The sequence below is a fragment of the Corallococcus sp. CA047B genome, from assembly GCF_003612065.1.
Taxonomy (GTDB): Bacteria; Myxococcota; Myxococcia; order Myxococcales; family Myxococcaceae; genus Corallococcus; species Corallococcus praedator.
In genome coordinates this window covers 12,837-37,747 of sequence record NZ_RAWD01000047.1, presented here as the reverse complement: position 1 = coordinate 37,747, position 24,911 = coordinate 12,837, and the positions used below count along the sequence as shown (strand labels likewise).

Sequence of the window (24,911 nt, the reverse complement as noted above, 5' to 3'; positions counted from 1 at the left end):
GGGTGGGGACGCGACTGGGCAATGGCTGCACCAGCGGTCATGGCGTGTGCGGTGTCGCACGGGGAACGCGGCGGTCGCTGGTGGCCACGATCACGTTCGTGGCCACGGCCATGCTGACGGTCTTCCTGGTGCGTCACGTGCTGGGAGGTGTCGCGTGAAGGCGCTCCTGGTCGCGGGACTTTGCGGCGTCCTCTTCGCGCTCGGCCTGGGGCTGGGCGGGATGACCCAGCCCGAGAAGGTGATGGGCTTCCTGGACGTCGCGGGCCGGTGGGATCCCTCCCTGGCCATGGTCATGATCGGCGCGGTGGGGGTGCACGCCGTCCTCCTGCGGCTCATCCGCCGTCGGTCCGCTCCGGTGCTTGCGGCCCGGTTCCCGGCGCCTTCACAGGCTCGGGTGGACAGGCCGCTCATCGTCGGTGCGGTGCTGTTCGGCGTGGGGTGGGGACTCGTGGGCTACTGCCCGGGCCCCGCGTTCACGTCGCTGGCCACAGGTGGACGGGACGTGTTGCTGTTCGTCGGGTCCATGCTGGCGGGGATGGCGTTGTTCAGCATCTGGACGCGCGCCAGGGGAGCTGTCTCAACGGCCCCTGGTTCTCATTCCTCCGCTCGACCTCAAAGCTGACCCACGCCGTGCGTTTGGTGATTCAGGCGACATTCCAAAAGGAAATTTGCGCCCATTCTCCCGCTGCACTCGCGTCCGCGCGAATCAGAGCGCCGGGCACGTAGTCTGCCTGTGTGCTGCCTCGCTTCGCGGCCCAGCAAAATCCATTCAGTGCGTGCTGTGAGTTGATGACCCATGCGCGAGCTGTGGTCGCAAGCCGCGGAAACGTTTTGGGGAATGTTCTCCCCAGTCCCTTGTGGGCCAGATGGGTGATCAGGTCGATGTTCTTGCTTTCGAGGGAGGCACGGAGGTGGGGATTGAAGAGCTCACCACAGGCCAGCAGGTAACAGTTCAATCCCGCCAGCTCCACGGTTCGTTCCTGCTGCTCGGATTTGGAGGGCGCGTCCAGTTGCGCGCCATTCGCCGCAGTGGTGCTCCGCTGCCTGAACATTCGAAGGATGGTCCCATCCGGGGCACTGGCAAAGACCCAGAAGGGGAGCGACCTCTTCTTCGTCCATTCATCCAAGCGCTTTCCACTCCCGACTTTCGATTGCCCTAGCTTTCTTGCCGTGCCCGAGTCGACTCCTGCGACCAGGGACACGCCCTTGCATGCCAGTGCAAGCGCTTTGGCATCCCGCGTTAGGGCTTTCTCTTCGTCGTGCTGGGAGAAAAGGTACCCGGCGGGAAGAAGCACTACGTCGGCGCCTTCGCGCCGACAGTGGTTCGCGATCTGCTCCGCGAAAATCAGCCGTTCGGATTGCGCCTCTGGAACACGAAACCCCTCACTGCCCACTACGACACTCGCAACGGTGGTCATTCAGGTTTTCTCCCTGGTCCGGTTCGGCTGCGGATTCTTCCCCCATCAACCACTATCAGGTTTGTATGTCGGGATTATCATTGGAAAATCAAGGACTTGGGGCGCACCTTGGTTCGCGTATCAACGGCGAGGCACTGATGCCCACGCCGCATTGGAAGCGAGGGACGCGATGCGCAAGAAGCCCAACCACCAAGCGGACATCCAGAACGGCAACCGGGGGACTCCGGGAACGAACATGACCTGGGACAAGGCCCAGGGCAATCGAGGGAAGCAGTTGAATCCGAACGCCAGACCGCCGCAGCCTGTCCGCGAGGATCCGCAGGGTTCGAAGAAGTAGAGTGGTCTGTGTCGGTCCCCGGGAGGCGCTTGGGTACTTCCCGGGGGCCCGTTCGAGGCGATGAAGACACCATGGATGAGAAGAAGCCCAGAAAGCCAAAGTTCAAATACACCCGGGAGTTGGTGAAGATTGCCCTCTCGGATGGCATGACGCAGCAGGAAGTGGGTGACCTCTGCCGTGTTGAGCAGAGCGTGGTGAGTGGCTGGGCCAATGGCAGGTCGCTTGCGTTCGAACACCAAGTGGCCGAGTTGAAGAAGCGCTATGGCAACCGGCTCAACCGAACGACTTCTCGGGTGTACCTCGCGGTCTCCGGCGAGGTGCCCGGGGCTCGGTGGGAAGACACGGAGCGCGCGCGGCGGTTGATGGACCTGAGGGACCAGCTACGGCGCGAGCAGGCGCTCGCAGAGAAGAGCTTCCGGAGCAGGGTAGCGCGAAAGGCCCAGAATCAGAGTGAGGCGGTCGGCGTCGGCGTCGGCGTCGGCGACGAGCGCGTGAGCGATGCGCAGGATGACGGGGCCAGTTCCAAGTCGTCCCAGTTGGAGCTGAGTGAACTCCAGGAGGCCATTTTGCCAGGGGAGGAACAGCCACAATCGCTCGATACCCTGATCGAGTTTGACAGAGAGGAGTTCGAAGCGGCTCGGCCAACGCAGTTGATGCAGGTCGAAGGCCCACTGGTGTTGAGGTACACGTTCGTCCGGCTCGTTCCCGTGCTCCGCAAGGGAATTGAGCTGGAGCGACTACCGGTGGCCCGCTGGTTGGTGCACCGGCAGGCGAATGGAAGATTCGTCCTGGTCGCGCAAGAGCGTCGGATTCTCCTCGGCCGCGCTCGTTGGCACTGGCGCAAGATTCTGAAGGGCGTGCAGGAAGAAGCACATCGCCGCTTCGCCTCTGGAGTTCGAGGTATTGACGTGAATTTCAAGCAATTGGCGCACGACGAACCCTACGTCGAGTGCGCTGACGATTCGGCGCGCTGGCTTTCCTCCATTCATGGGCCCCTGGATTCAAATGCGCTGATTGGCCACTGCGACGCCTTCTTCGCCGGGAAGAAGCACCATGGACCGCACGATGCGATGACGCTGCCCTTCCTTGTGCGGAAGATGCTCATCGAGCATGGCCACGATGTGCCAGGGGTGGTTCGCATCGTTGCTTCGGAGTAGGATGGTTTCCCCAACCCAAGACAAAGGCATCCAGGATGGCCATGCCAGAGCCTTTCATCTCACGGCAAGAGACCGTGTGACTGTCTGCCCTCCTCTGGGAGGGTTGCCTCCGAACAGGCCCGCTCTTGAGCGCGCCCCGGACGCAGACGGCAGCTGCCTTTCGGGGCAGAACTTCAATGGAAGCAGGGATCGCGATGACGAATCGCGTGCCTGCTTGAACATGGGATAGGGGTGGGCAGAGCCCGGTGCCTTGCGGATTCGCGACGCGCCGGGCTCATTTTTTCGCCGGACGCGTGAGGACGCCCTTGCTGTTCACGTCCCCGTCGGAGGCACGCGCTTCAGCTCCCGCGCCGGTATCCCTGCCACCACGGCTCCGGGGGCCACGTCCTCGATGACGAGCGCGTTGGCTCCAATCTTCGCTCCGTCACCTATCGTCACCGGGCCCAGCACCTGGGCGCCCACGCCGATGAAGACGTCGCGCCCCACTCGGGGCACTCCGACCTTTCCGGGGGCTCCTTCCAGGCTCACGTTCTGGGAGATGAAGCTGTTCTCCCCAACCTCCACCCCCGGCGCGATGATCACGCCGATGCCTCCGTAGCCCAGCTCCACGCTGGGATGCAGCGCGGCCTTCGTGTCCACGTGGCTGTTGTTCAGGCGGTTTCCCACCGCAGCCACCACGCCCGCGAGTCGAGGAACCTTCAGCGCCTGGAGCCGCTTCGCGGCCCAGTAGAAACTCAGCGCCGTCGGACCCATCTCCCCACCATCCTTTTCGCCACCGGTGCCCAGCGGAACTTGGACCGCTGCAGGGTCTGCCCTACCAGTGTATCCCGGTAGATGAACAGCCAGTGGTGTTGTCGCACTTCTTGCGTCCACTCGCGCTTGTACGGGGCGTCATCCCCCAACAAATCGAGCTCCTTCAGCCCCCTCCCGATGCAGTCCTGGACAAGGTTCTCCGTCAGCAGGTGACCCGGACTCACCTCTCCCAGCACCTCGTCGTAGCCGGGCTTCATCGCCAGATAGCGACTTCCGTACTCCAGGCCGTACTGGAAGGCGATGGCCCTCGAATCCAGTCGCAGGAAGTACAAGCCCAGCCAGCCCCGCCTGGCCGCCATCCGCGCCAGCGAGGTGTAGAACCCCCGCCGGTGCTCCGCCTGGGCGATGGCCGTGCCCTGCTGTGCCTTCCAGCCGCTCTGCTCCAGCGCGAACGCCTCCTCCAGCCGGGCCTCCAACCCCTCGCTTCCGGACACGCGCTCCACCTCCACGCGGCCCTTCTCCTCCAACCTCCGACGCCTCCTGCGCAGCGGCTTCGCGTTGCTCCGCCCCTTCGTCCACGCCGCCACCGTCGGAGGCAGCATGAGGTACGGGGACCTCGCGCTCGGCCATGCACCCCAGGGCATTCCCGCGCCCCGCGCCGCGTGCATGAGCGCCCACGCCGCGCCGTCCTCCGGCACGTCCGACAGCCGGAGCACGTCCCAGCTCGGGTCGCCCATCAGATGCGACAAGAAGGCCGCCGCCGCCCGCTTCGGCTCTTCCGCCAGCAGGTCGAAACGGCAGGAGTGCTTGTTCGTCAGCGACAACAACTGCCGCACCGGCACCCCGTACTGGTGGCCCTGCTCCTCCTTGAGCCCCAGCACCGCCACGAGGCTTCCCGCCGCGTCCCTCGCCGTGAGGATGCGCAGCGGCGCTCCCTTGCCGAAGTGCTCCAACCAGCAGCGCACGAACTCGTGCCGGTAGAAGACCTGGTCGTCCACGCGCAGCACCAGCGCGTTCCACTCCTCCTCCAGCGCGTTGAAGCCGGCAAGGTCGCGGACCACGTCCACCCGCAGGGGCTCCGTGCGCTCTCCGGTCCTTCGCTGGGCCTGCCTCCAGGCCCGGGGCCCGCCGTCACAGGGCCGGGATGGGACGCGCTCCCCGAACAGCGCGTCCGTGATGGGATTCTCCTCCATGAAGGTGTCTCCTCGGGTCTCTGGCTCGCGAGGACTCAGGACAGCGGCTCGCCCGCGTCATCCACGGACGCGTCGGGTTTCGGAACATCCGGCCCCTGCGGCTTCACCGGCGCGTCGCGCAGCAGCACCGGCCCTTCGCCCTTCGCCATCGCGTTCGTCTCCGAGTGGAGGTGGCGCAGCGGCACCGTGCCGCGCACTTCCACCGACTTCGTGAACACCGCCTGTGGCGCTTCCGCCACCGTGACGGGCTGGGGCACGGGGACTTCCGTCGGCACCGGCAGGAGCCGCATCGGCTGCTGCTTCTTGAGGCCGCGGAAGAGCCAGCCGCCCTTCTGGCGCTCGTACAGCTTGCGCGTCTCCACCGCCGCCCGCGCGTGCGACACGCGGCCCTTCTCCAGGTCCTCCAGCAGCATCTCGCTCAGCCTTCGGCGCGTCACGCTGTCCAGGTAGTCGAACACCTTCTCCAGCTTGCGCACCACCACCTGCGTCGCGCCGCCCGCCGCCGTGTGCGTCAGCGCCGCCAGCTTCAGTTCGTGCCGCGCCCTCGCGCGCTCCGCCAGCTTGCGCAGCCGGTCCGCTTCGTCCGGCGAGTTCGCCTTCTCCACCAGCTTCGGCAGCGCCGTGCGCGCCAGGCCCGCGTCCACGAAGCCCGAGTCGTCGAACGTCTCCAGCGACTCCAGCGCCCGCCGCCGCGCCTCCACCGACGTGCCTTCCAGCGCCTTGAGCGCCGTCGTCACCCGGTCCAACGCCATCCAGCGGTACACCCAGTCCAGGCCCGTGCCCTTGATGTTCTGCGCGCCCATGATGCTCACCTGCATCCCCGGCGCCACGGCCCGGGCACAGGCGTCCACCACCTGGTCGCCCGTCGCCTGCGCGTCGGACACCGGCACCACCTGCTCCAGGAACATCGCCTTGTAGGCCTCGCGGAACTTCGCGTGGAACGCCTTCACGCGCCCCGCCGCGTCTCCCGCCGCATCCCGGGGCAGCGCCTGCTTCAGCCGCGCGTGCACCGCCATGCGCGCCAGCAGGTACAGCGCGTGCTCGCACACCTCGTCCTTCGTCGCCGGGGCCAGCACCTCCGGCAGCGGCTGCGCCTGCACGCGCGACACCGGCGCCAGCGCCTCCTCCAGCAGCGGGCCCACCTCGCGCTCCAGCGCGCGGCGCACTTTCTCAACGACCACGGTGTCGTCCGCGCCAGCAAGCGCCTTCTCCACCGCCGCGTTCAGCGCGACCGTGGGCGTCACCTTCAGGCTCGCGCCCGCCGCGTACCGGCCGAAGCGCTCCATGAACGTCTGCGCCGTGGGACGCGGCACCTTCAACCGCGCCAGCTCCTTCGCCAGGCGCACCTCCGCGCGGCCCGCGCCCTCCGGGGTGGACAGCTCCTCCACCGCCACCACGTCCGTGCCCAGCAGGTGCCGGTCCAGCGCGTCGCGCACGTACTTGCGCAGGCCCTCCAGGTTCGTGCCGATGAGCACGTGCCGGTCCGCGGGCGCGTCCTCCACCATGATGCGCGCGAATACCTCCGAACGGGACACCCGGTCCCACCGGTTGTTGATGACCGTGATGACCGCGCGCTCCGGGTTCGACTCCGGATCCACGTCCCCCAGGCCCGTGCGGGTCCAGTTGTTCATGAAGCCCGTGCGCTCGTTCGCCGAGTGCCCGTTGATGAACGTGAGCAGGCGCCCGCGCACCCGCGTCTGCGGGAACACCTTCAGCACGCCGATCTCCGGCTGGACGTGCTCGGCCATCAGCGCAAGCGCGTACGGCCGCGACACGCCCAGCTGCTCGGCCAGCGTCGCCACCAGCGCCATGTTGCGCGGGTGTTCGCGGTAGGGGAACAGCGCGAGCAGCTCCTCCGGAATCAGCTCCGCCTCCCACCACGCGCTGTGCAAGAGCGTCGTGTCCTTCTCCTGCGCCTTCTGCTTGAACAGCGGCAGGAAGTGGTCCTCCGTCGTCACCACCTTGCCGCCCCTGGGCATGAAGTGGGTGATGACGGATGCCACGTCCATGCCGGCGGGACCCTGGATGTCCTCATGGTCCGGGTAGGCATTGGTCAGCGTGGCGAAGTCGTCCTTCATCCAGTCGTTCTGGAGCAGCTCGACGAAGTTCGGCTGCAGCGCCATGCACTCCCAGAGGAACACCTCCGTGCCCAGGCGCGCGCCCAGCTCCACCATGTCCTTCTGCTCCCAGATGGTGGCCTTGTCGTAGGGGCGGAAGATGAAGAACTCGGACGGCCCGGCGCCCGGGGCGCTGTGCACGAACATCGCCTCCGAGCCCGTCGTCTTCGCGAAGACCTCGAAGCCCATGCCGGAGAAGAGCGCCGCCTTCAGCCGCTCCGTGCCGGACTTGCCGCGCGTGCCCCAGCCGCCGATGCACAGCGGAATCTGTTCGCGCGCCTTGCGCACGTTCTGGCGCTTCACGTACGTGTCGCCCAGGAACACGGAGAAGAGCGCCGCCGTGAACAGGCCCAGCGCGGCGATGCCGTTGCCGCCCATGCCCAGGAAGTAGCCCTCGTTCTCCAGGATGCGCTCGGTGAGCAGCGCCAGGAAGCCGCTCTGCAGGCCCAGCATCGCGGGCGTGTGCAGCGTCGTGGGCTTCGCCACCGTCTCCGCGGTGTCCTGGAAGAGCGTCGCCAGCGGCGCGGGCACCCGCTGCCCCTGGCCGTACGGCGTGAAGCGCACCTGGACGCCCAGGTCCTTCTCCACCTGCTCCACGAAACGCCGGCGCTCGCGCGGCTCCTCGCCACCCAGCGAGTCGAGCCGCAGCGTCGCCAGCCTCCGGTAGTCCTTCGTCACCTTGAGGCGGTTGGCCAGCCGGCGCAGGCGCGAGGCGGGCGGCACCACCACCGTCTCGCCGTGGCTGCTGAACAGGTGCACCTTGCCGTCCTTCGACAACGGCAGGTCCAACAGGTCATCCACCGTGGGCAGGTGACGGCCCCAGCTCCCCTGGCTCGCCACGTGGACGCGCTCGCCGGGGACCAGCGTCTCCGTGATTTCGTCCAGGTGTCCGGGGTGCGCGCGCAGCGTGCCCGGCATCGTGCGCCCGGTGGTGTGCAGGAAGGCCTGCCGCTTGTTCGGCGCGGGGCGGCCCAGCTCGTGCCACATGCGCCACAGGCGGCGCTGGTGCCGGTCGCCGTGCCACAGCGTCAGCGTCGTCTTTGAGCGCTCTGCGTACAGTCCGTGCCCGTCCTGCGACAGGTCCGCGAGGATGGCGCCCAGCCACTCGGGGCCTTCCGGCAGCGCCGGCAGGTTCTCCGGAGGCGGCAACAGCGGCAGGCGCGTGCGGCCGCCCGGCTTGAGCTGGGAGACGCGGCCCGCGAGGTACGCCGTCCATGCCTGCCGCGCTGGATCCTTCACCCGCCGCAGCACCTGCGCCGCCGCGGCCGCGGCCTCCACCACCGGCCCGGTGCTCGCGGCCTGCGTCGCCAGGGACTCCACCGCGTCCAGCAGGGCCGCGTGCGCGGGACCCAGCCCCGCGGCACCCAGCGCTTCGGCCAGCGCGGCGGCCCGTTCACACGACACGCGCAGCACGAGCGGCGCGGTGTCCTGGCCCAGCACGTCCACCAGCACCTGGAGGGCGGGGCCCTTCACCTTCGGCGTGGAGATGGCGGCTTCCACCGCGGCCAGCACGGCGGCGGTGCGCACGCGCGGGCTGGGCTCCGACAGCGTCCGCTCCGCCCCGTCCTTCACGATGGCCGGCACCTTCTCCAGCCCCGCCAGCCTGCGCAGCAGCGGCTGTCCGTCCGGGCGCGTGGCGATGAGCGCGCACAGGCCCATGCGCACGTACTCGCTCGGGTCGTGGTGCGCGACCTCCGTGAGCAGCGGCATCCGGTGCTCTTCCGCGAGCAGCGGCGCGCACTGCTCCAGCACCTGCCGGCGGAAGAGGAAGTCCTTCTCCGACGGCGCCTTCGCGCGCAGCCGCTGGCGCAGCAGGGCCAGGCCCGTGAGCGCGTCCACCAACAGGAGCGCGCGCAGCGCTTCGGCCTGGAAGAAGGGGCTGACGTCCTCCTGGCCCGCGAGGCTCGTCAGCGTGGGGCCCACCTCCGGCAGCGTGGAGGCGACGCCCGGCACCGACTGCGTGAGCTGCCGGAAGGCCTCCAGCGCCGCGAAGCGGTTCTGGGCCCGGGGCGCGTCCACGGCGCGGTCCAACAACTGCCGGGCCAGCGCGACGGCCGACGGCTGGAGTTCGTTCTGCGTCGTCACGGTGATGATGCCCGTCAGGGCCCGCAGCGCCGTCTCTTCTTCAATCAGGAGCTTGTGCCGGCGCTTCTCCTGCCGCTCGCGCAGGGCGTCGAAGCCCATCCACCGGTCCAGGGCGCGCAGGTCCTCGCGGCGCTCCTTGCGGTCCTTCACCGTGGCCTTGAGGTGGTTCACCAGCACTTCGCGACGGGCGGCGTCATCCACCGCCTCGTTGTGCTGGCGGGTGAACTGGATGAGCTCCTCGTGCACGGAGGCGAGCTCCGTCTCCAGCACCTCCAGGGCCACGCCCAGCCACGGGGCCAGGCCTTCCACCCCGGCGGGCCGGGGGCAGGTCTCCACCAGCCGCTGGGCCAGCGCTCCGGCCGACGCGTGACGCACGCGGCGGTGGAGCGGGGGCAGGGCTTCCAAGAGGAGCGTCTCGAGCTGATCGGTGGACAGGTGCATGTCGCGGCCAGAGCTATTCATTGCTTGAGAAAGCTGCCCGGCCCCCCCCCGTCCCCGTTCGGATCAGGACACCTCACGGCTGGAAACGTCGTTCATCCAGCAGCTCCTCGAACTCCTCTTCGGTGGGAGTGACGTCCTGCAACCCACGTCCGCCGGTCCAATCCCACCGCGCTCCCAGTGAAAAGACGTTCTGGAACCCGTACGGACCGGAGAGGAACGCGCGGTCCTCGGCGTAGAGCATCAGCCGGTTGCCGCCACGCCCCATCCACACGTTCCAGTCCACGCGGCCCGACACGCGGTGGCGCAGGTAGGCCGTGGAGCGGTGCTCGTCCTGGAAGCGCTGGGAGGCGCCGTAGCCCAGCTCCGCGCGCGTGCCCTTGAGCTTGCCGCCCAGGAGCCCCGCCCAGCTCGCGTAGGCCCCGGCGTTGTCCAGCGTGTAGAGGTTGCCGTTGCTCGTGGCGGACGTGCCCACCGTGGCCACGTGGTCCTGGAACGGCTGCCAGCGCAGCGACAGCCGCGGTGCCAGCCGCTGGGGATGGTCCTTGCCGTAGAGCCAGTAGACGTTCTGGTCGTAGCGCGTCGCATCCACCGCGCCGCTGCCCTGCATGGACTCCAGCGTCAGGCCCAGGCCCGGAATGAGGCCCACGTCCGGTGACAGCCGCACGTAGCGGTCCGCCGACACGCGGCCCCGGGCGCTCCAGCGCATCGCGCCGTCGAGCGACTGGGTGAACACCGCGCCCTGCATCGACAGGCGCAGGTCCCACGGAAGCCGGGTCAGGTACACCGCCGCGGATCCGCCCATCACCGGGCTCTTGTTCAACGGATAGCGGGCCTCGGGCGTGACGCGCAGCCACGCGCGGCCCGGGGACAGCTCCCGGCGCAGCGACAGCCGCAGCTCCATGCCCGTCTGGAGGGGACGGTTGAGCAGCTCGCCTTCCTCCACGTCCTCGCTGCGGAAGCCCAGCTCCGCGGACAGCATGCCCGGCCCGTACCCCGGGGCCTCGGGCGCCATGCCGTCCGGCAGCAGCGCCAGGTCCGGCGGCAGCGCCGGCCAGGGCAGGGGCTCCAGGCCAGTGGTGCCCTGGGCCCACGTCGAGGTCGCGAGCGCGCTCGGATCCGCGACGACACCCAGTTGCACCTGCACCAGCGCTTCACCTTCGGGTGACTCCAGGCTCACGCGGTGCGGACCGCGCGAGGGCAACAGCAGCCACGTCTCACCCGCGCGACCCAGCGGCTGCGACGCACCCTTGAGCCCCGGGTCGGCGTCCCCGGGCAGGCCCAGGTGCATCAGCGGTCCTTCCTCCGCGCCGGAGCCGCCCGCGCCGTCACCGGAGGGCAGGGGCGTGCTGCGCAGGAGCAGTTCGCGGCCCGCCGTGGGCGCGAGCGCATGGGCACGCACGCGCAGCGCGGTGGGGCCCAGCACCGTCATCACCACCGGCGAACCCGGACGGCTGCGCAGGAGCGACAGGGGCTGCGGCGCGACCATCACGCGGGCGTTGGCGGCGCCCTGCTCGGACTCCACGAAGCGCACGAGGCCGGTCTGCTGCGTGTCGGCCCGCGCCAGCACCACCTCCACCTGGTGACGGCCGGGGACGTCCAGGCGCGTGCCCAGCACGGCCGTCTCGCCCTCCGCCACCTTCACTTCGCGCACCACGCGGCCGTCCACGCGCAGCGCGAACGCACAGGTGCCGGTGACGTCCACGCCGGGACGCGGCGTGGTGCCGCACAGCACCTCCGCGCCCAGGGGCCGGGGCTGCTTCACCACCAGGCTCATCACGCGGGACGCGCCCGCGGGCAGCAGCTTCGCCTCGGACAGCTTCCACGGCGGCGCGAGCAGCGCCTTGCGCACCGCCTGCGCCACGTCCTCGTCCTCCGTGCCGCCCTCCGACGTGGCCTCCAGCGAGCCCGCGGCCTCCTCGGCGTCGCGCAGCCGCTCCCAGCGCGTCCAGCGGCCCGCCGTGAAGCGCATGCGCCGCACGTCCGGGTGGTCCGCCCACGCCTGGAGCTGGCCCGCGAGCGCCGCGCCCAGGGGCGCGCCGCCGTCCTTCCACGCCTGGGGCGAGTCCTGGAGCCGCTCCAGCATCCCGAGCGCCTCCAGCCCCACCTGCGGCAGGCCCGTCTCGCGGTACAGCGCGGCCATCGCCAGCGCGCCCGCCGCGTCCTCACCGGAGGCCGACAGCAGCCGTGCGCGCAGGTAGCGGCCCGCGAGGCTCTTGTCGCCCGACACCGCCGCGAGCGCCGCGTCCGCGTGGCCCTCGCGCGCCTGGGCGCTGGAGGCCGACAGCTTCGCGTCGCCCGTGTCCGGCAGCGCCGCGAAGGCCGGCGACACCAGCGTGGGCTGTGTGATGGCCTGCGTGAAGCGCACCGTGCGCGGCGCCGCCTGGGACAGGCGATCCATCAGCGCGAGCAGTCGCTTCTGCTGCTCCGGCGTCAGCTTCGCTTGCGCGTCCAGCAGGCGGCCCACGTCCGCGCGGGCGAAGCCCTCCTCCTGGAGCGAGGAGAGCAGTTCGGCGCGCGCGAGGCGCGGCTCCGTTTCGCCGGGCGTGGCGCGCAGCGCGCGGGAGAGCGCCTGGAGCGTTTCGTAGGACGTGCCGGCCTGCGGCTGCGGCAGGGCAGGGACCTCCGTGGGCGCGGCGACCTCTGCCCGGCGCACCGCCATCGAGACGACGAGCGACGCCTTCGCGTCCTCGGGCTCGAACCACACCTCACGGGCCTGCGGCGGCAGCGTCACCACCACGGAGACCGGCGCGGACGACGTGCCCCGCGCGCCCTCCAGCGCCAGGTGATTCGCGTTCGCGGCGGAGGGCCGCAGCACCAGGCGGCGGGTGTGGCCCACGTCGGTGGACATGCGCACCACGAGGGGCTTGCCCGCCACCGCATCCAGCGGGCGCAGTTGCACGCGCACGGGCGAGGGCAGCTTCGCGTCAGGCACCCGGAAACGCACCGGCTTCGTGCCCACCTTCACCGGCCACTGCGTGCGCACGTAGCCGAGCTCCGCGGGCGTGCCCTGCTCCTTCGTGGGCGCGAGCGTGAGGAAGGCCCGCGTGCCGGCCGCGCCTTCGAGCTTGAGCGCGTGCTCGCCCGGAGGCAGCGCGATCTCCACCGGCTCCAGCGACGACAGCGGCAGCAGCGGGAAGGCGTTGTTGCCCACGCGCAGCACCGGATGCGTCCGGGCGCCCGGCGGCGTCATCACGTAGGCGCGCAGCAGGGTGGGGGCCTCGGCGAGCCCCGTGGCCTGGACGTGGGTGGTGCCTCCGGCGGCGAGCGGCCACATCGCGCTGCCCGCCATCGCCGCGTCGGCTTCCACGGCCTGGAGGTCCAGCCACCGCGAGGGCTTCACTTCCGTCACCGCTCCGTTGTCGTCGCGGGCGTCCTGGGACGCGGGCGTCACCTGCGACCAGCGGCTCGCGCGCCACCACGCGGTGCGGTAGCGACGGCGGATGTCCTCCGACAGCGGCTCCGCGCGCCAGGCCAGCTCCAGCGCGGCCAGCTCACGGCTTCGCAGCGGATCTCCCAAGGGCAGGCGGGCCACCAGCTCCGACGCTTCGGCGGTCAGGAATCCCGCTTCCGGCAACGCGGGCGCGGTGCCCAGCAGCGCGTGCGCGGCGTCCGTCTTGCCCTGGTCCAGCAACTGCTTCGCGGTGAGCAGGCGCAGGTGCCACGCGAGCGGTGAGGCGTCCGCGCCCTTCAGCGCTTCCACGGCCGCGTCCGTGTCGCGGTCCCCGATGGCGGCGAGCGTGCGCAGCAGCGGCGACAGGCCCTCCGTCTTCGTCTTGCCGTACGTGCCGCGCGCCAGCTCCGGCATCAGCGCCACCAGCTGCTGGCGCAGGAGTGACGGACGGGGCGCGGTGTCTGTCTTCACCTGCTCCCACGCCTTTTCCGCGAACTCCGTCCAGTGCGTCTGGTGCGTCAGCGCCTCGGACAGCGTGGGCCTGCGCGTGGCGACGCGCGCCCGCAGCATCAGCGGCCCGCCCTTCCAGCTCACGCGGTAGTTGTGCTTGCCCGGGGGCAGCGCCACGCGCAGCTCCTCCGCGATGCCCACGCGCTCGCCCGACGCGAGCACCCGCGCCGTGCGCCCGTCCGGGAGCGCCGCGCCCTCGGGCGCCTCCGCCCACGCGGGCTGCGAGGTGAGCTGGGCCTGCGCGAGCGTGGCGCCCACGCCGTACACCTCCACCTTCGCGGCTTCGGCGTTCGCGTCGCCGCCCAGCACGGAGCGCGCTTCCAGCGACAGCACGCCCGGGCCTTCCAGCTCCAGCGCCCAGACGTTGCCCTTCACCTCGGGGCGATACCAGGGCGCGTCCAGGCCCTCCAGCGCCACCTCGGTGCCGGTGGGACGGGGGCGCTCCACGCGTATCGCCTGTCCCCACAGCGGAGACACCAGCGCCCACTCGCGCAGGACCTCCGCCTTGCGCCAGGCGCGCACCGCGTCCCGCAGCGGCGACGTCGCGGGCTCGTCACGGACGAGCTCCGCTTCCAACGCCGCGACCACGTCCAGCCGCGCGCGCGTGCCCGCATCGAAGGCCAGCGCCGGGCGCGGCCCTTGTCCGTCCACCCACTTGAGGAGCGCGTCGCGCATCCGCTCCTCGGTCTTCACCGTGGAGGTGGGCGCGGGACGCTCCACCGTGATGCGCGCGTCCTTCGTCGCCGTCACCCACCAGATGCTGCCGGTGCCCATCGGCTCCGCCAGATACCAGCGGCCCGGACGCTCCGGGATGCCCTCTTCGTCCACGCGCAAGTCGGGCGCGTCCTGGTCCTCCACCAGCGGCACGCGGGTGAAGCGCAGCGCCCCGGCCGGGCCGGAGACGCGCACGACGTCCAGCGGGCCCAGCCACAGCGCGGCGCCCTTCTGGGGGGTGACCTCCACGGAGCCCGTGGCCTGCGGCACGCCGTCGGGCACGTAGGGCGCGTGGCCCCGCACGTCCTCCAGGGCCACCGGCCCCCGGACGGCTCTGGGCTGCCAGGCCATGCCCTCCTCACGGCGGGCGATGACGGACGGCTGCGGTGCAGCGGACTGCGCGATGACGGGCAGCGCCGCGAGCGCTCCCACGAGCAGGGTGAAACGGGCGCGGCGTCGAACGGGAAACATCGGCGCTCAGTCCTCCAAGGGTGCGAACAGAATCTGTCCCAGCCGCTCCAATCGCGCCGGCCGGGCCAGCGCTTTGCGCGTGCGGGATGACATTTCGAGGTGCAGGAAGAGGGCTTGCGGATACGCCTGGAGCAACCGTGCCTGGGCGTTCTGCGTCCCACCCAGCACCTGCACCCCCTCCGGGAACAGCTTCACGCCGTGTCCCAGCGCATCCTCCAGCGGTACGGACACCTGCCGAGCCCACGCTCCGGGTTGGCGCGAGCCGTCGCTCACCACCGCCGTCAGGGTCTCCGTGCGGCCCTTCTGGACCTTGGATTCGCCGAAGCCGTGGAGCTGCACCACGCGCAGGGCAGGCAGGCTTCGCGCGGCCAGGTCCGTCACGGTCTGGAAGAGGTGGTCCGGGTTGTGGGCCACGTCCGCCGGGTGCTCGGGGTCCTCGGGCGTCTCGCCGGGCGTGCCGTGGTAGCGGTGCGCGGTGGCGGTCATGAAGAGGCGCGGCGCGCGGCCTTCGGGCGGACAGGAGAAGAGGCCCGCGCCGATGTCCTCCGTCCCGATGTCGAAGTAGGGGTGGGGCACCTGCACCACGTCCTCGGTGGCCTCGCCCGTGCGCACCACGTACGCGCCCGCGCCGTGGTAGCGGTCCGGCCGCTCGCGCAGCACCCAGAAGGTGTCGCGCGGCGTCGTCCACGTCTCCAGGAAGAAGCCCACCGACGCGGCCACGTTCGTCAGCTCCGGGGGCACGTCCTTCTGCTTCGGCGCCGCCGCGAGCAGCGCGGGGATGAGCTTCGTGAAGGCCGCGCGCTCCTCCAGCGTCGTGGGGTGGAACGTTACGGCGTCCACGCGGGGCCACAGCCCCGAGAAGCGCGCGTCCACGCGGCATCCGTCCTTCGCGCCGGCTGCCTCGGGCGGGTTCACGGCCGGATCCTCCTGGGGGACGCGCTCCTGCTTCGGGGTCTTCGCGCTCACGGCGGGCCGGGTCGCTTCGAGCTTCTGGGACTTCTGCGCCAGGGCGCCAGATGCATTGGAGGACAGGGCTGTCTGGGCCTCCGCACCGGGCGCGAAGCCCAGCACCGACACGACCCCCGCGGCCACGAACGGGCGCCACGACCCGGTCCCCCGGGACGGCTTCACAGCGCTTCCTCCAACTGCCAGCCGCCCCGGTTCCACTCGCGCGGGGCGGTGTTCTCCAGCGACTGGCCGAAGACGAAGAAGCGCGCCCACATCGGCTCGGGGCCCAGCGCCTGGATGCGGACGGTGTGCACGCCCGGCGCGATGTCCTCGCCCAGCGTCACCGGCACGGTGCGCGCGTACCACTTCACGCCCGGACGGCCCGCTGGCATCGCCGGATCCCTCTCGGAGGCGGGCAGCACCACGGTGCGCTCGGCGCGGGTGACGTGCGGCACCAGCACGCTGGCGCGACGCACGGGGTTGCCTCCATCCACCGTGACGGAGAGACGGGGCGCGGTGGAGGCCTCCGCCACCGGCGTGTAGACGACGACGTTGAGCGTGACGGCGCCGGGGCCCGTCTTGCGCACCGGCACGCGCAGCCCGCTCGAGCCCACCGGGTACACCGTGCGCGAGCGCAGCCCGCTGCCCGCCGCGGGAGGCCGGTTGAGCATCGCCGTCAGGCCGGGCGCGGACGAACGCAGCAGCACCTCATGCTCGCCGGGCGGCAGGGGCGGCAGGAGTTCGCGCGAACGCGTGGAGCGCACGGTGAAGCGGTGAAGGGGCTCGCCGTCGAGCAGCACCTCCACCTCGTTGCCCAGCGCCGTCGCGTCCTTCAAGGACAGCCGCACTTCCGGACGGGTGGGCGTGCGGGCATCGAACTGCGCCCGCACCGCGCGGCCCGGCTCCAGGATGGTGGACAGCGTGCGCACCACGTCCGCGGTGTCCGCCTGCGCGGACTCCAGGACCTCGACCACGGCGGGCGTCCCATACGGGCGCACCACCACCGCGTCACCCGAAGGCGCCACCGCTTCGTCCTCCGGGCCCACGGGCTCCAGGCGCACCTGGCTGAGCAGCTCCATGCGCGCGCCACCCTGCATCAGCTCGCTCATGTTGGCCGGCCGCATCGGATGCCAGGAGCGTTGATCCAGGGGCGCGTTGCGCCAGCGCACGCCCTTGAGCGCCGTCTCGGTGTAGGGCGCCACGGGCGTGAGCGCCTGCGCACCGGCCAGGAAGCTGTAGAACTGCACGATGGTGGAGCGCGGCGCCTCCACGCGCAGCTTGCGCGCACCCGCCGGCAGGAACAGCCGCGCGCTCGCCACCTGGGACACCCAGGCGGGCAGGTCCGTCACTTCACCCGAGCCCGCCGAACCCGCGTCCTGCGTCACCTGCGCCACGGGCATGCACGGCAGCGCGCCCCCGGGCAGCGCCACCAGGTCCGCGCTCTCGAACGGCGCGGGCTCCGTGGTGGCATCCAGCGAGGCCTGTCCCAGCGGCTGGCCCTGCGCATCCAGCACCGTGAGGCTCAGGTGCAGCGGTTCGCGCGACGGGGCCCGGTCCAGCGAGCGCGCGTCGATGCGCACCAACCTTCCGGCCGCGTCCATGCGCGGATCGATGTCCAGCTCCAGCACCGGGCACGCCGGACCGGTGGCGAACGCCTCCGTGCGGCGCGTGTCCGGCAGGAAGGCGACATGGCCATCCGCCGCGGCGCCCGGCGCGGGACGCGGCCCGGCGGGCAGCAGCCACGACTCGAACGGCCCCTCCACCGTGTAGCGCAGGTCCTCCTTGCCGTCGTTGCGCACCGTCACGGTGTGCACGCCCGCGGGCAGCTCCAGCGGATGCGACATGGGCGAGCCCGCCACGGGGCCCGGCAGCTCCACCGTGTGCACGAGCCCGTCCTGCGACAGCGTGCGCACCGTCACGGGGCCATGCGGCTGCGGGTGCGCGTCCGTCGCGTCGCTCCACAGCCAGAGCACCGGCTTCGCGGGCCCGGTGACGTTGAGCGCCACGGCGCGCCCCGCCTCCAGCCGCTCCTGCACGGACTCGGTGGCCTCCACCAGCGGCAGCCGGAACGCGGTGCGGTAGACGGGCTCAATCTGGTAGTCCGTGCCCGCCTCGCCCTCCGCGTTGAGCCGCTCCCAGTGCTCCTCGGTGAGCCAGCGGCGCGTGTCCTGGGACAGCTTCTCGAAGGGCTCGAAGGTGGCGCGGCCGGCGCGGACCTCGGCGCGGGCCTGCGCCAGCTTCTGCGACGCGAGCAGCGGCAGCGTGCGGTGCGCCCGGACGTACACGCGCGCCAGCAGCGTGCCCTTCGTGCCCGCGGGCCGCAGGTACAGCACCGAGTGCTCCGGCCGCTCCGGCAGGCGCAGCACGAACTCGCGCTCGTCCGTCACCTGCGCGGTGGCGTTGGTGGTGAAGGCGCTCTCCTCCAGGAAGGTGCCGTCCTCCTGGGGCTGGCCCTTGCTCTGGCGCGTGCGCGTGAAGATGGCGCGCTCCAGCACGATGCCCGCCGGGGCGCGCAGGATGGCCTGCAGGCCGTACTGGTACTGCTTCTCCGGCGCGTAGGGCGTGCCTTCGGGCAGCATCTCGTGCGTGACGATGAGCAGCTCCTCCGCTTCGGAGGGGACCCGGACGCGCATCTCCTTGCCCGGCTCCAGCCGGTAGAAGATGAGGCGCTCGGCGTTGACGAACTTCGCGTCGCGGCGAGCGGTGGGCGTGTCGGTGTTGCCCAGGACGGCGAGGCTCGCGCCCCAGATGAGCGCCAGGGCCGTCAGCAGGCCCAGGAGCGCCAGGAGCGCGCGACTGCGGGTCTTCATCGACGTGCCTCTTCGCGGGAGACTTCCCCGGTCAACACCACCGGTCGGCGGTGTCGCAGCGCCACGTCCACCGCGCTCGCGAGCCCCGCGTCACCGGCGGTCAGCTCCGCGCGCTCGAGCGGCGACGGGTGCTGCTGAAGGAAATAGACGGCGCGCAGCACCTGATGTCCCTGCCGCGCCTCCACCAGGAGGAAGGGCAGGCCGTGCTCGGCGCTGAAGCCGGCCTTCACCTGCCGGGACACGTTGCCCACGCGCTTCGTCTGGGACAGCGCGCGCAGGTCGTGCACGTTCTGCTGCGCCAGGTAGCGCTCCGCGCCGGCGGTGAGCTCCGCGAAGTGCTCCTTCAGCGCGGACGACACCGGCTGCGAGGGCGCCACCAGCCGATCCGCCAGCAACGCGCGCTCCGGCGACTCGCGGGGCTCCTCGGGCGTCAGGCCCGTGAGGGCCAGCTCCTCGGCCGCGAGCCGGGGACCCACGAAGGCGCCGCGCAGCGGTTCGGACAGCCACAGCGTCGCCAGCTTCGCCCCACCGAAGGTGCGCGAGAACACCTGCTGCGGGCTTGCGTCGTTGAGGCCCGTCAGCTCCGGCGCGCCGTCGTTGTAGCGCACGCGCTGACCCAGCCAGCCCAGCGGGCCGGAAGCGGACAGCAGGCGCTCCAGCTCCGCTGGCCGCTGCGCCGGGGTGAGCACCGGACTGCCCACGTCCACCAGCACGTCCGCGTTCACGGAAGGCCGGCCGGAGAAACCCCGGATGGCCAGCACCTGCCCGTTCTTCCCAGGCAGCGCGCGGTGCACCGCCTGATGGAACGCCTGGAACGCGGTGCGCAGCTCGCCGAAGGTGGCGGGGTGGGGCGCTTCGGTGGAGGCGGTGGCGAACACCAGCGCGGTGGCGCCGGCCTCGTGCCACAGCTCCGCGGCCACCGGCAGCGTGCCCGCCTCGCGAACCGGCGACGGCACCTCCAGCGCGAGCGGCGAGCCGCCCTGACGCACCAGCAGCCCCGCGCCCAGCCGGCCCGGCGTGGCTTCCGCGTCCGTCACCCACCAGCAGTCCTTCGCCTGGGCGCAGTCCGTCACCGGGTGCACCCGCAGGCCCAGCAGCGCCGCCATGGCCCCGGCCCAGCGCGCGCGCAGTGCCACGGGCACGTCGGAGGTCCCGCTGCCCAGCAGCGGCGCGGCCACCTGCTGCTCCAGCACCAGCAGCTCCGAATCCGAGGGCCGCACTGCGGGCGTGGGCACCCCGTCCGGCGTCACCATCAGGGCGCCCAGCGCGTCGCGCTCCGTCATCGGCGCGGCCAGCTCCGGCGCCTCGGCGAGCACCCGCGACGCGAAGTCCGCGGGCCCCGCGCGCAGCACGCTCAGCCGGTCCTCGCCCCAGGTGTCCCCGGGCTCGGGCGGCGCGGCGGACGTCACCTTCGCGTCGGGCCACAGCGCGGCCAGGGACTCCGGCGCCTTGCCATCCCGCGTGTGCAGCACGACCTGTCCCGGCTTCAGCGAGGCGTCCACGCGCACCTGCACCCGCTCGCGCGAGGACAGCGCTTCGTGGGCGTGGCGCAGCGGCGTCTCCGACTGCGACAGCGCGTCGCCCAGCACCAGCCCCGCGCGGCGCGAATCCACGCCGCTCACGATGATGGCGCGGCAGTGCACGCGCTCGCACAGGAGCGCGGCCACCTCGGCGCTCGGCGCTTCGGAGAGGGGACGCGGCACCTCCAGCACCGGCCCCTTCGCGCCGGGCACCAGCAGGGACGTGTCCCAGCCCGCCTTGCCCTCGCCGTCCACGCGCTCCACCAGCGCGAAGCGCGCGGGAGAACCTTCCACCACGGGCAGCGCGCGAAGCTCCAGCCCCAGCGCCGCCGCCTGCGTGCGCAGCGCGGACACGCCCTCCGTGCCGCCCGTCTCCAGCCACGCGTCCACGCGGCTCCACAGCGAGGAGTACGTGCGCAGGTCGCCATGCTTCAGCCGCAGCGACACGCCGCCCGCGTCACTCTCCCGCGCGGTGGCGCGGCCCATCGCCATCAGGCCCAGCGGCGTGTGGTCCAGGCCCAGCCCGGGCACCTGGTCGCGCGGCGCCTGCGCGGTGAGCGCGGTGGCCGGACGCGGCTCGATGAGCGACAGGCCGAAGCCCGCCAGGCTGCCGATGAGGAAGCCCGCCAGCGACGTGTGCAGCGTGGCCAGCAGCACGCGCGCCACCACCTGCTTCTGGAGGATCTTCACCGCCAGCAGCGTGGGCACCAGGTAGCCGAAGCCGAACAGGTCCGTCACCTTCAGGCCCGGAATGCGGCCGCCCATGGCCCAGCCGATGGCCCACTTCACGCCGAAGCCCAGACAGAACACGAGCACCGTCTTGCGCGGGCCCTCCAGGTTGAGCGTGCGCAGCCCCGGCACCGACAGCACCGCCTTGGCGGCCACCACCAGCAGCAGCACCTCCGCCAGCGTGGCGACCAGCTTCAGGGGCTCCAGCCACGTGAGCGCCAGCAGCGCGGGCACGAGGATGCCGTTGAAGTCCCAGCCGTACTTGAGGTTGAAGCGCGCGGCGAGGAACGCCGTCGTCAGCAGGATGATGTAGGCCTTGGGGCTGGACAGGAAGTCCTGCGCCACGTCCTCGTACATCAGCTCCAGGCTGCTGAAGGACAGGTTGGTCGCCGGCAGCAGCACGAAGCGCAGGAGCACGTACGTGAGCGCCACCGGCACGCCCACCTGCCACAGCCCCCGGCGGACCTTCAGCTTCCAGAGCGCGTTCGCGGTGAGCGGCACCAGCACCAGACCGATGCTGTGCAGGCTGCGGTCCACGATGAAGGACGTGCCCCAGCGATCATCCATCCACCGGCCGAGCACGGGCAAAAGCCACGTCTCGCTCACCGCGCGCACCATCACGCTGGCGAGCACGATGGAGAAGAAGCGGTCGCGGCCGAAGAACTCGCTCCACGCCCCCGTGCGGCTCAGGCCGCTGGAGAGCGCCAGCGCCAGCCCATACGTGAGCAGGGACTCGGCCACCACCGTGGCCCCCGCCTCCGGGTGGATGACGAACACCGAGGCCAGGTAGCCGGGAACGACAAGGCCCACGAAGACCCATCCCAGCGTCTCCGTGAGGAGCGCCAGGATGAGCACGCCCACGAGCACCGCCACCAGGATGGAGGTGTCGAGGGAGTAAGCCGGAAAGAGTGTCAGGGTCGAAAAGAGCGCCATGGTGGCTGCGCTCGAATCTAGGGAGGCTCAAATCACCGACCAGGGTTGCGCTTCTCGGGAGCTGAGAAGCGTTCGCTGCTCAACCCCTGATCCAACCCGCCAGTCGCGCGGACTGCCCACGCCCCGACATTGGCGCGCCCGCAGTGTCCTGGACGACAGCGAAGTGCACCTCGGTTTCACCCCGCGCCCCGCGTTTGGCACGCAGGGTGCGTGCACCCCGGATGTCAGCTCAAGGACAGGGGTCCGCGGTGGCCACGGCCTGGCAGCCCAGGCCTGAGCCGGTGAGGCTGCACGGCACCGTGTCCGCGAGCGCCTGGATCACCGCCTGGGAGGAGGCGCCGGTGCCGCGCAGGGTGACGGACTGCTCCAGGTGGAGGAAGCGGTCCGACGCGGCTGTGGCCTCGGCGTAGCAGGCGTCGGCGGCGCCGTTGTCGATGCGGCCCTGCACGTTGCTGGTGCCGCACAGCGTGCGGTGCTTGCCGGCGTCATCCGGCGCGTTGCAGGAGAAGGCGCGCCTGGTGCCGACGAGGTGCGTGTTGAGTGCGTCGCGAAAGCGCACGGAGAGGGACTCGGGGCGCTGCACGCTGGTGCCGTCGCTCACCACGGCGGCCTCGGGACCATCGCTCGCGTCCATGCCGTGCACGCTGACCGCGACCGCGTCCGGATAGGTGTCGCGCAGCGCGCGGTGGGCGGCGGTGAAGAAGGTGTTGCCGTAGTGCGCGGCGTCGGAGATGCGCAGGCCCTGGGTGCCGCACACGCTGGTGGTGCCGCTGCACGGGCTGGCGGTGGTGACGGCGCAGCGGTTGCTGCCGGTGAGCAGCAGCGCGCGGGCGCCCAGCGTCACCAACTGCGTGGCCGTCTGGCGCAGCGTGCCCTCGTCGGAGTCCGCGTGCGGCGCCTCCAGCCAGAGGTCGCGCGCGGGGGACAGGTTGAGGATGAAGGTGCCACCGCCCCGCGTGAGCAGGCCCTGCTCGCGCACCACCAGCCACGCGGCGCCGTCCGCGTTGCGGAAGGTGGCCACGCCAAAGCCCAGCGTCCCCAGGTCCTGCACCACCTGCGCGGTGGGCCCCTGCGTGAGCAGCGCGCGGAAGGCGCCTTCAAAGGAGGTGAGCTCCGTGCCGCCGGGCTCCTTGAAGCCTCCACTGCGGGCCGGGCTGATGGACGCGCCCAGGAGCCACGTCGACAGGTCCCCCTGGAGGGTGGCCAGGCCACTGAGCGGTGCGCACACGCTCGGGGAGGGAGCAGGCGCGACGGTGGCCGGGGTCTCGGTCTCCCCGGTGGGCGTCTGCTCCACGGGGACGCTCGGGTCGGCCGGTGTCTGCGTCGGTGCCTGGGCCACGTCCTCGACAGGGGCCTGGGGTGACGCGGGCGCCTGGACGACGCTGCCGGGGGACTCAGCGGAGGGGGCCTCGGACACGGCACCGGACGGGCCGGCGACGGCGCTGCTGCAGGCGGCTGCGAGCAGCAGGAGGCAGGGGAGGGACGTGCGCAGGAAGGACTGGGACATGACCCGTCCCGAACACCGTCGCCTGCGCACGCATTCGCATCCCGTCAATCCCAGATGACAGCCGGGAAAGGGCCCGCATGCCTGTCCGCTCTCGTCGCCTGCCCGCTAGGGGAGGGTGCGCAAGAGCCCGTCCGCGTCGGGGGCGCCCCAGCCGGTGGGGATGTCCCAGCCCGGACCGGCTTCGTACTGACGGTCGGTGACGCCCACGGTGATGTCGCGGAAGGTGCCCTGGACGTCGGGCCGCGTGTAGAGCTGCGAGTTGAGCCAACCCACCGGCGGCTTCGCCACCTCCGAGCGCGCCCCGTTCACCACCGCGATGAGCCCCGCGAAGATGGGCGACGCGAACGACGTGCCGGTGTTGGGCACGGTGACGCCCAGCCACGTGTACCAGTAGCCGGTGTCCGCGTTGAGCGCGACGTCCACCACCGCGCGCTTCGCCGGCAGGGGCACGATGCCCTTCTGCCATTCAGGCGTCGTGAAGGTGCGGCTGATGCCGGAGCCGGAGTAGTACCAGGCCGTCTCGCCCGTCACCGCCATGCCGTTCATCTTCAACTGCGTGCCGCCCACCGCCGTGACGTAGGGGCTGGAGCCCGGCGTGTCCACGCCCGCCGAGTCGCCGCTCGCCGCCGCCACGGTGATGCCCAGCGCCGCGGCCATCATCCCGGAGGCGCCGTACTGCTCGTGCACGGCGCGCGGTTCGGAGTCCTCGCGGTGCGCGAAGGACGTGGTGATGACGGAGACCTCGCCCCGGGCAATGGCCTCGTTGAAGGTGAAGAGCATGGACGTGTTGCGCGCGTCCGGGCCCATGTAGACGAGGACCTCCGACTTCGGCGCCATCGCCGCGGCCCACTCCACGTCGAGCGTGCCCTCGCGGTAGCGAGTGACGGGCGCTTCCATGGTCTGGATGACCTTGGGGTCCTCGCGCTCGATGTCGAACATCTTCCAGAACGCGCGCACGTCCTTCCACCGGAAGCTCGCGCCAATCACCACGCCCAGCTTCGTGCCCTGGCCCTCGTGGCCCTGGTTGTAGAGCGTGTCCACGCCGTACGCGCGCGCCACCTGCTGCGGGGTGAGGCCCCGGTTGATGGGGTCGGGCTTGTCGGTGGAGGGCTGACCGAACTCGCCGGGCAGCGTCCCCGTCGCCGCCGGCAGGTCCAACGCGACGATGGCGGACACGCGCTGCTGCACGAACGTGGGCGCCTTGATGGGCTCCGTGAGGCCGTAGACGTCGTGCGGATCATTTCCGCCCTGCGGCGACTTGCGCTCCAGGATGCGGATCTTCACGCCGAAGGCCTTGTTGAACTGGCCCACGGTCCCCACGAACTGCACCAGCAGCCGGTTGGACGCGACGCGAGGCGTCTGCAGCCCCTGGGACTTCATCCAGTCCGTGACGACGGTGATGTCCTTCTCCAGGGGCGCATGCTTCGCGTTCCACTCCTGGGGCGTCATGTACTTGCGGAAGCCCGCGCCGCCCGGCTTGTAGATGTCGTTGATGCGCTGCTCCAGCGCGTCCTTGTCGCGGATGGGGAAGGCCACCAGCCCCCGGATGAGGTCCGTCTCCGGCGCCTCGCCCTTGTCCGTGTAGACGCCCGGCAACGGGCCCGGGACGCCGTCCGTCGTCGGGATGGGCGTCGGGTCCAGGACCTCGGCCTCCGGCTCCGGCGGCGGGTCCACCACCTCCGGCTCGGGCGGTGGCGTCGTCGCGGGCGGTGGCTGGGAGGTCTCCGAGTCGGGAAGGGTGGGCGCGCCCTCCACCGGTGTAGGCCCTGGCGGACGGGGCTTGCCCACCGACGTCAGCCGGTCCGAGTCGCGACAGCCCCCCATCCACCCCGCCAGCAGAAGAACACCCGTGAGGATGTGTCCGCGCTTCATTGCTC

At 71.4% G+C, this 24,911-nt stretch carries 14 protein-coding genes; 4 read left to right on the top strand and 10 right to left on the bottom strand.

Annotated features, from left to right (window positions below):
- On the top strand, positions 1-158 hold a 158-nt coding region (locus D7X74_RS45255), incomplete at its 5' end, for a YeeE/YedE family protein (RefSeq protein WP_370450737.1).
- Complete coding sequence (locus D7X74_RS10815) at positions 155-622, top strand: DUF6691 family protein (protein WP_120532852.1); 468 nt, start codon at positions 155-157, stop codon at positions 620-622. The genes D7X74_RS45255 and D7X74_RS10815, both read left to right, overlap by 4 nt.
- Positions 623-644: 22 nt before the next feature.
- On the opposite strand, the gene D7X74_RS42635 is transcribed toward D7X74_RS10815, so the two are convergent.
- Positions 645-1,418: a hypothetical protein gene (locus tag D7X74_RS42635; RefSeq protein ID WP_147446535.1), complete on the bottom strand. Its 774-nt coding sequence runs from the start codon at positions 1,416-1,418 to the stop codon at positions 645-647.
- Between the two features lie 169 nt (positions 1,419-1,587).
- Here D7X74_RS42635 and D7X74_RS43645 point away from each other — a divergent pair, with 169 nt between their 5' ends.
- Complete coding sequence (locus D7X74_RS43645; RefSeq protein WP_167508750.1) at positions 1,588-1,755, top strand: hypothetical protein; 168 nt, start codon at positions 1,588-1,590, stop codon at positions 1,753-1,755.
- Between the two features lie 71 nt (positions 1,756-1,826).
- Positions 1,827-2,912, top strand: a complete 1,086-nt coding sequence (locus D7X74_RS10810) for a hypothetical protein (RefSeq protein WP_120532851.1) — start codon at positions 1,827-1,829, stop codon at positions 2,910-2,912.
- Between the two features lie 312 nt (positions 2,913-3,224).
- Here D7X74_RS10810 and D7X74_RS10805 read toward each other — a convergent pair whose 3' ends face one another.
- From D7X74_RS10805 to D7X74_RS10765, 9 genes are all read right to left on the bottom strand, one after another.
- On the bottom strand, positions 3,225-3,665 hold the full coding sequence (locus D7X74_RS10805; RefSeq protein WP_120532850.1) for a serine O-acetyltransferase: 441 nt from the start codon (positions 3,663-3,665) through the stop codon (positions 3,225-3,227).
- Positions 3,647-4,858, bottom strand: coding sequence for a GNAT family N-acetyltransferase (locus D7X74_RS10800; protein WP_120532849.1), 1,212 nt, complete (start codon positions 4,856-4,858; stop codon positions 3,647-3,649). Before D7X74_RS10800 ends, D7X74_RS10805 begins: the two co-directional genes overlap by 19 nt.
- A 35-nt stretch (positions 4,859-4,893) precedes the next feature.
- Entirely contained in the window at positions 4,894-9,501 is a 4,608-nt protein-coding gene (locus D7X74_RS10795; protein ID WP_120532848.1) for a hypothetical protein, read from the bottom strand.
- Positions 9,502-9,574: 73 nt separating this feature from the next.
- Positions 9,575-14,587, bottom strand: a complete 5,013-nt coding sequence (locus tag D7X74_RS10790; protein WP_120532847.1) for a hypothetical protein — start codon at positions 14,585-14,587, stop codon at positions 9,575-9,577.
- Between the two features lie 6 nt (positions 14,588-14,593).
- Positions 14,594-15,679, bottom strand: coding sequence for a hypothetical protein (locus tag D7X74_RS10785; protein ID WP_147446534.1), 1,086 nt, complete (start codon positions 15,677-15,679; stop codon positions 14,594-14,596).
- A gap of 35 nt (positions 15,680-15,714) precedes the next feature.
- A complete protein-coding gene (locus tag D7X74_RS10780; protein WP_120532845.1) occupies positions 15,715-18,345 on the bottom strand; it encodes a hypothetical protein in 2,631 nt (876 codons plus the stop codon).
- Positions 18,342-21,527: a poly-gamma-glutamate biosynthesis protein PgsC/CapC gene (locus tag D7X74_RS10775; protein ID WP_120532844.1), complete on the bottom strand. Its 3,186-nt coding sequence runs from the start codon at positions 21,525-21,527 to the stop codon at positions 18,342-18,344. Before D7X74_RS10775 ends, D7X74_RS10780 begins: the two co-directional genes overlap by 4 nt.
- Before the next feature lie 229 nt (positions 21,528-21,756).
- Positions 21,757-23,034, bottom strand: a complete 1,278-nt coding sequence (locus tag D7X74_RS10770; RefSeq protein WP_120532843.1) for a hypothetical protein — start codon at positions 23,032-23,034, stop codon at positions 21,757-21,759.
- 105 nt (positions 23,035-23,139) lie between these two features.
- Complete coding sequence (locus D7X74_RS10765; protein ID WP_120532842.1) at positions 23,140-24,906, bottom strand: protease pro-enzyme activation domain-containing protein; 1,767 nt, start codon at positions 24,904-24,906, stop codon at positions 23,140-23,142.
- Between the last annotated feature and the right edge of the window lie 5 nt (positions 24,907-24,911).

Excerpts from the sequence above, each read along its gene's own strand:
- D7X74_RS10775 (WP_120532844.1), bottom strand. The coding sequence starts at position 21,527 with ATGGCGCTCTTTTCGACCCTGACACTCTTTCCGGCTTACTCCCTCGAC.
- D7X74_RS10795 (WP_120532848.1), bottom strand. The coding sequence starts at position 9,501 with ATGCACCTGTCCACCGATCAGCTCGAGACGCTCCTCTTGGAAGCCCTG.
- D7X74_RS10765 (WP_120532842.1), bottom strand. The coding sequence starts at position 24,906 with ATGAAGCGCGGACACATCCTCACGGGTGTTCTTCTGCTGGCGGGGTGG.
- D7X74_RS10790 (WP_120532847.1), bottom strand. The coding sequence starts at position 14,587 with ATGTTTCCCGTTCGACGCCGCGCCCGTTTCACCCTGCTCGTGGGAGCG.
- D7X74_RS10800 (WP_120532849.1), bottom strand. The coding sequence starts at position 4,858 with ATGGAGGAGAATCCCATCACGGACGCGCTGTTCGGGGAGCGCGTCCCA.
- D7X74_RS10805 (WP_120532850.1), bottom strand. The coding sequence starts at position 3,665 with ATGGGTCCGACGGCGCTGAGTTTCTACTGGGCCGCGAAGCGGCTCCAG.
- D7X74_RS42635 (WP_147446535.1), bottom strand. The coding sequence starts at position 1,418 with ATGACCACCGTTGCGAGTGTCGTAGTGGGCAGTGAGGGGTTTCGTGTT.
- D7X74_RS10770 (WP_120532843.1), bottom strand. The coding sequence starts at position 23,034 with ATGTCCCAGTCCTTCCTGCGCACGTCCCTCCCCTGCCTCCTGCTGCTC.
- D7X74_RS43645 (WP_167508750.1), top strand. The coding sequence starts at position 1,588 with ATGCGCAAGAAGCCCAACCACCAAGCGGACATCCAGAACGGCAACCGG.
- D7X74_RS10780 (WP_120532845.1), bottom strand. The coding sequence starts at position 18,345 with ATGAAGACCCGCAGTCGCGCGCTCCTGGCGCTCCTGGGCCTGCTGACG.
- D7X74_RS10810 (WP_120532851.1), top strand. The coding sequence starts at position 1,827 with ATGGATGAGAAGAAGCCCAGAAAGCCAAAGTTCAAATACACCCGGGAG.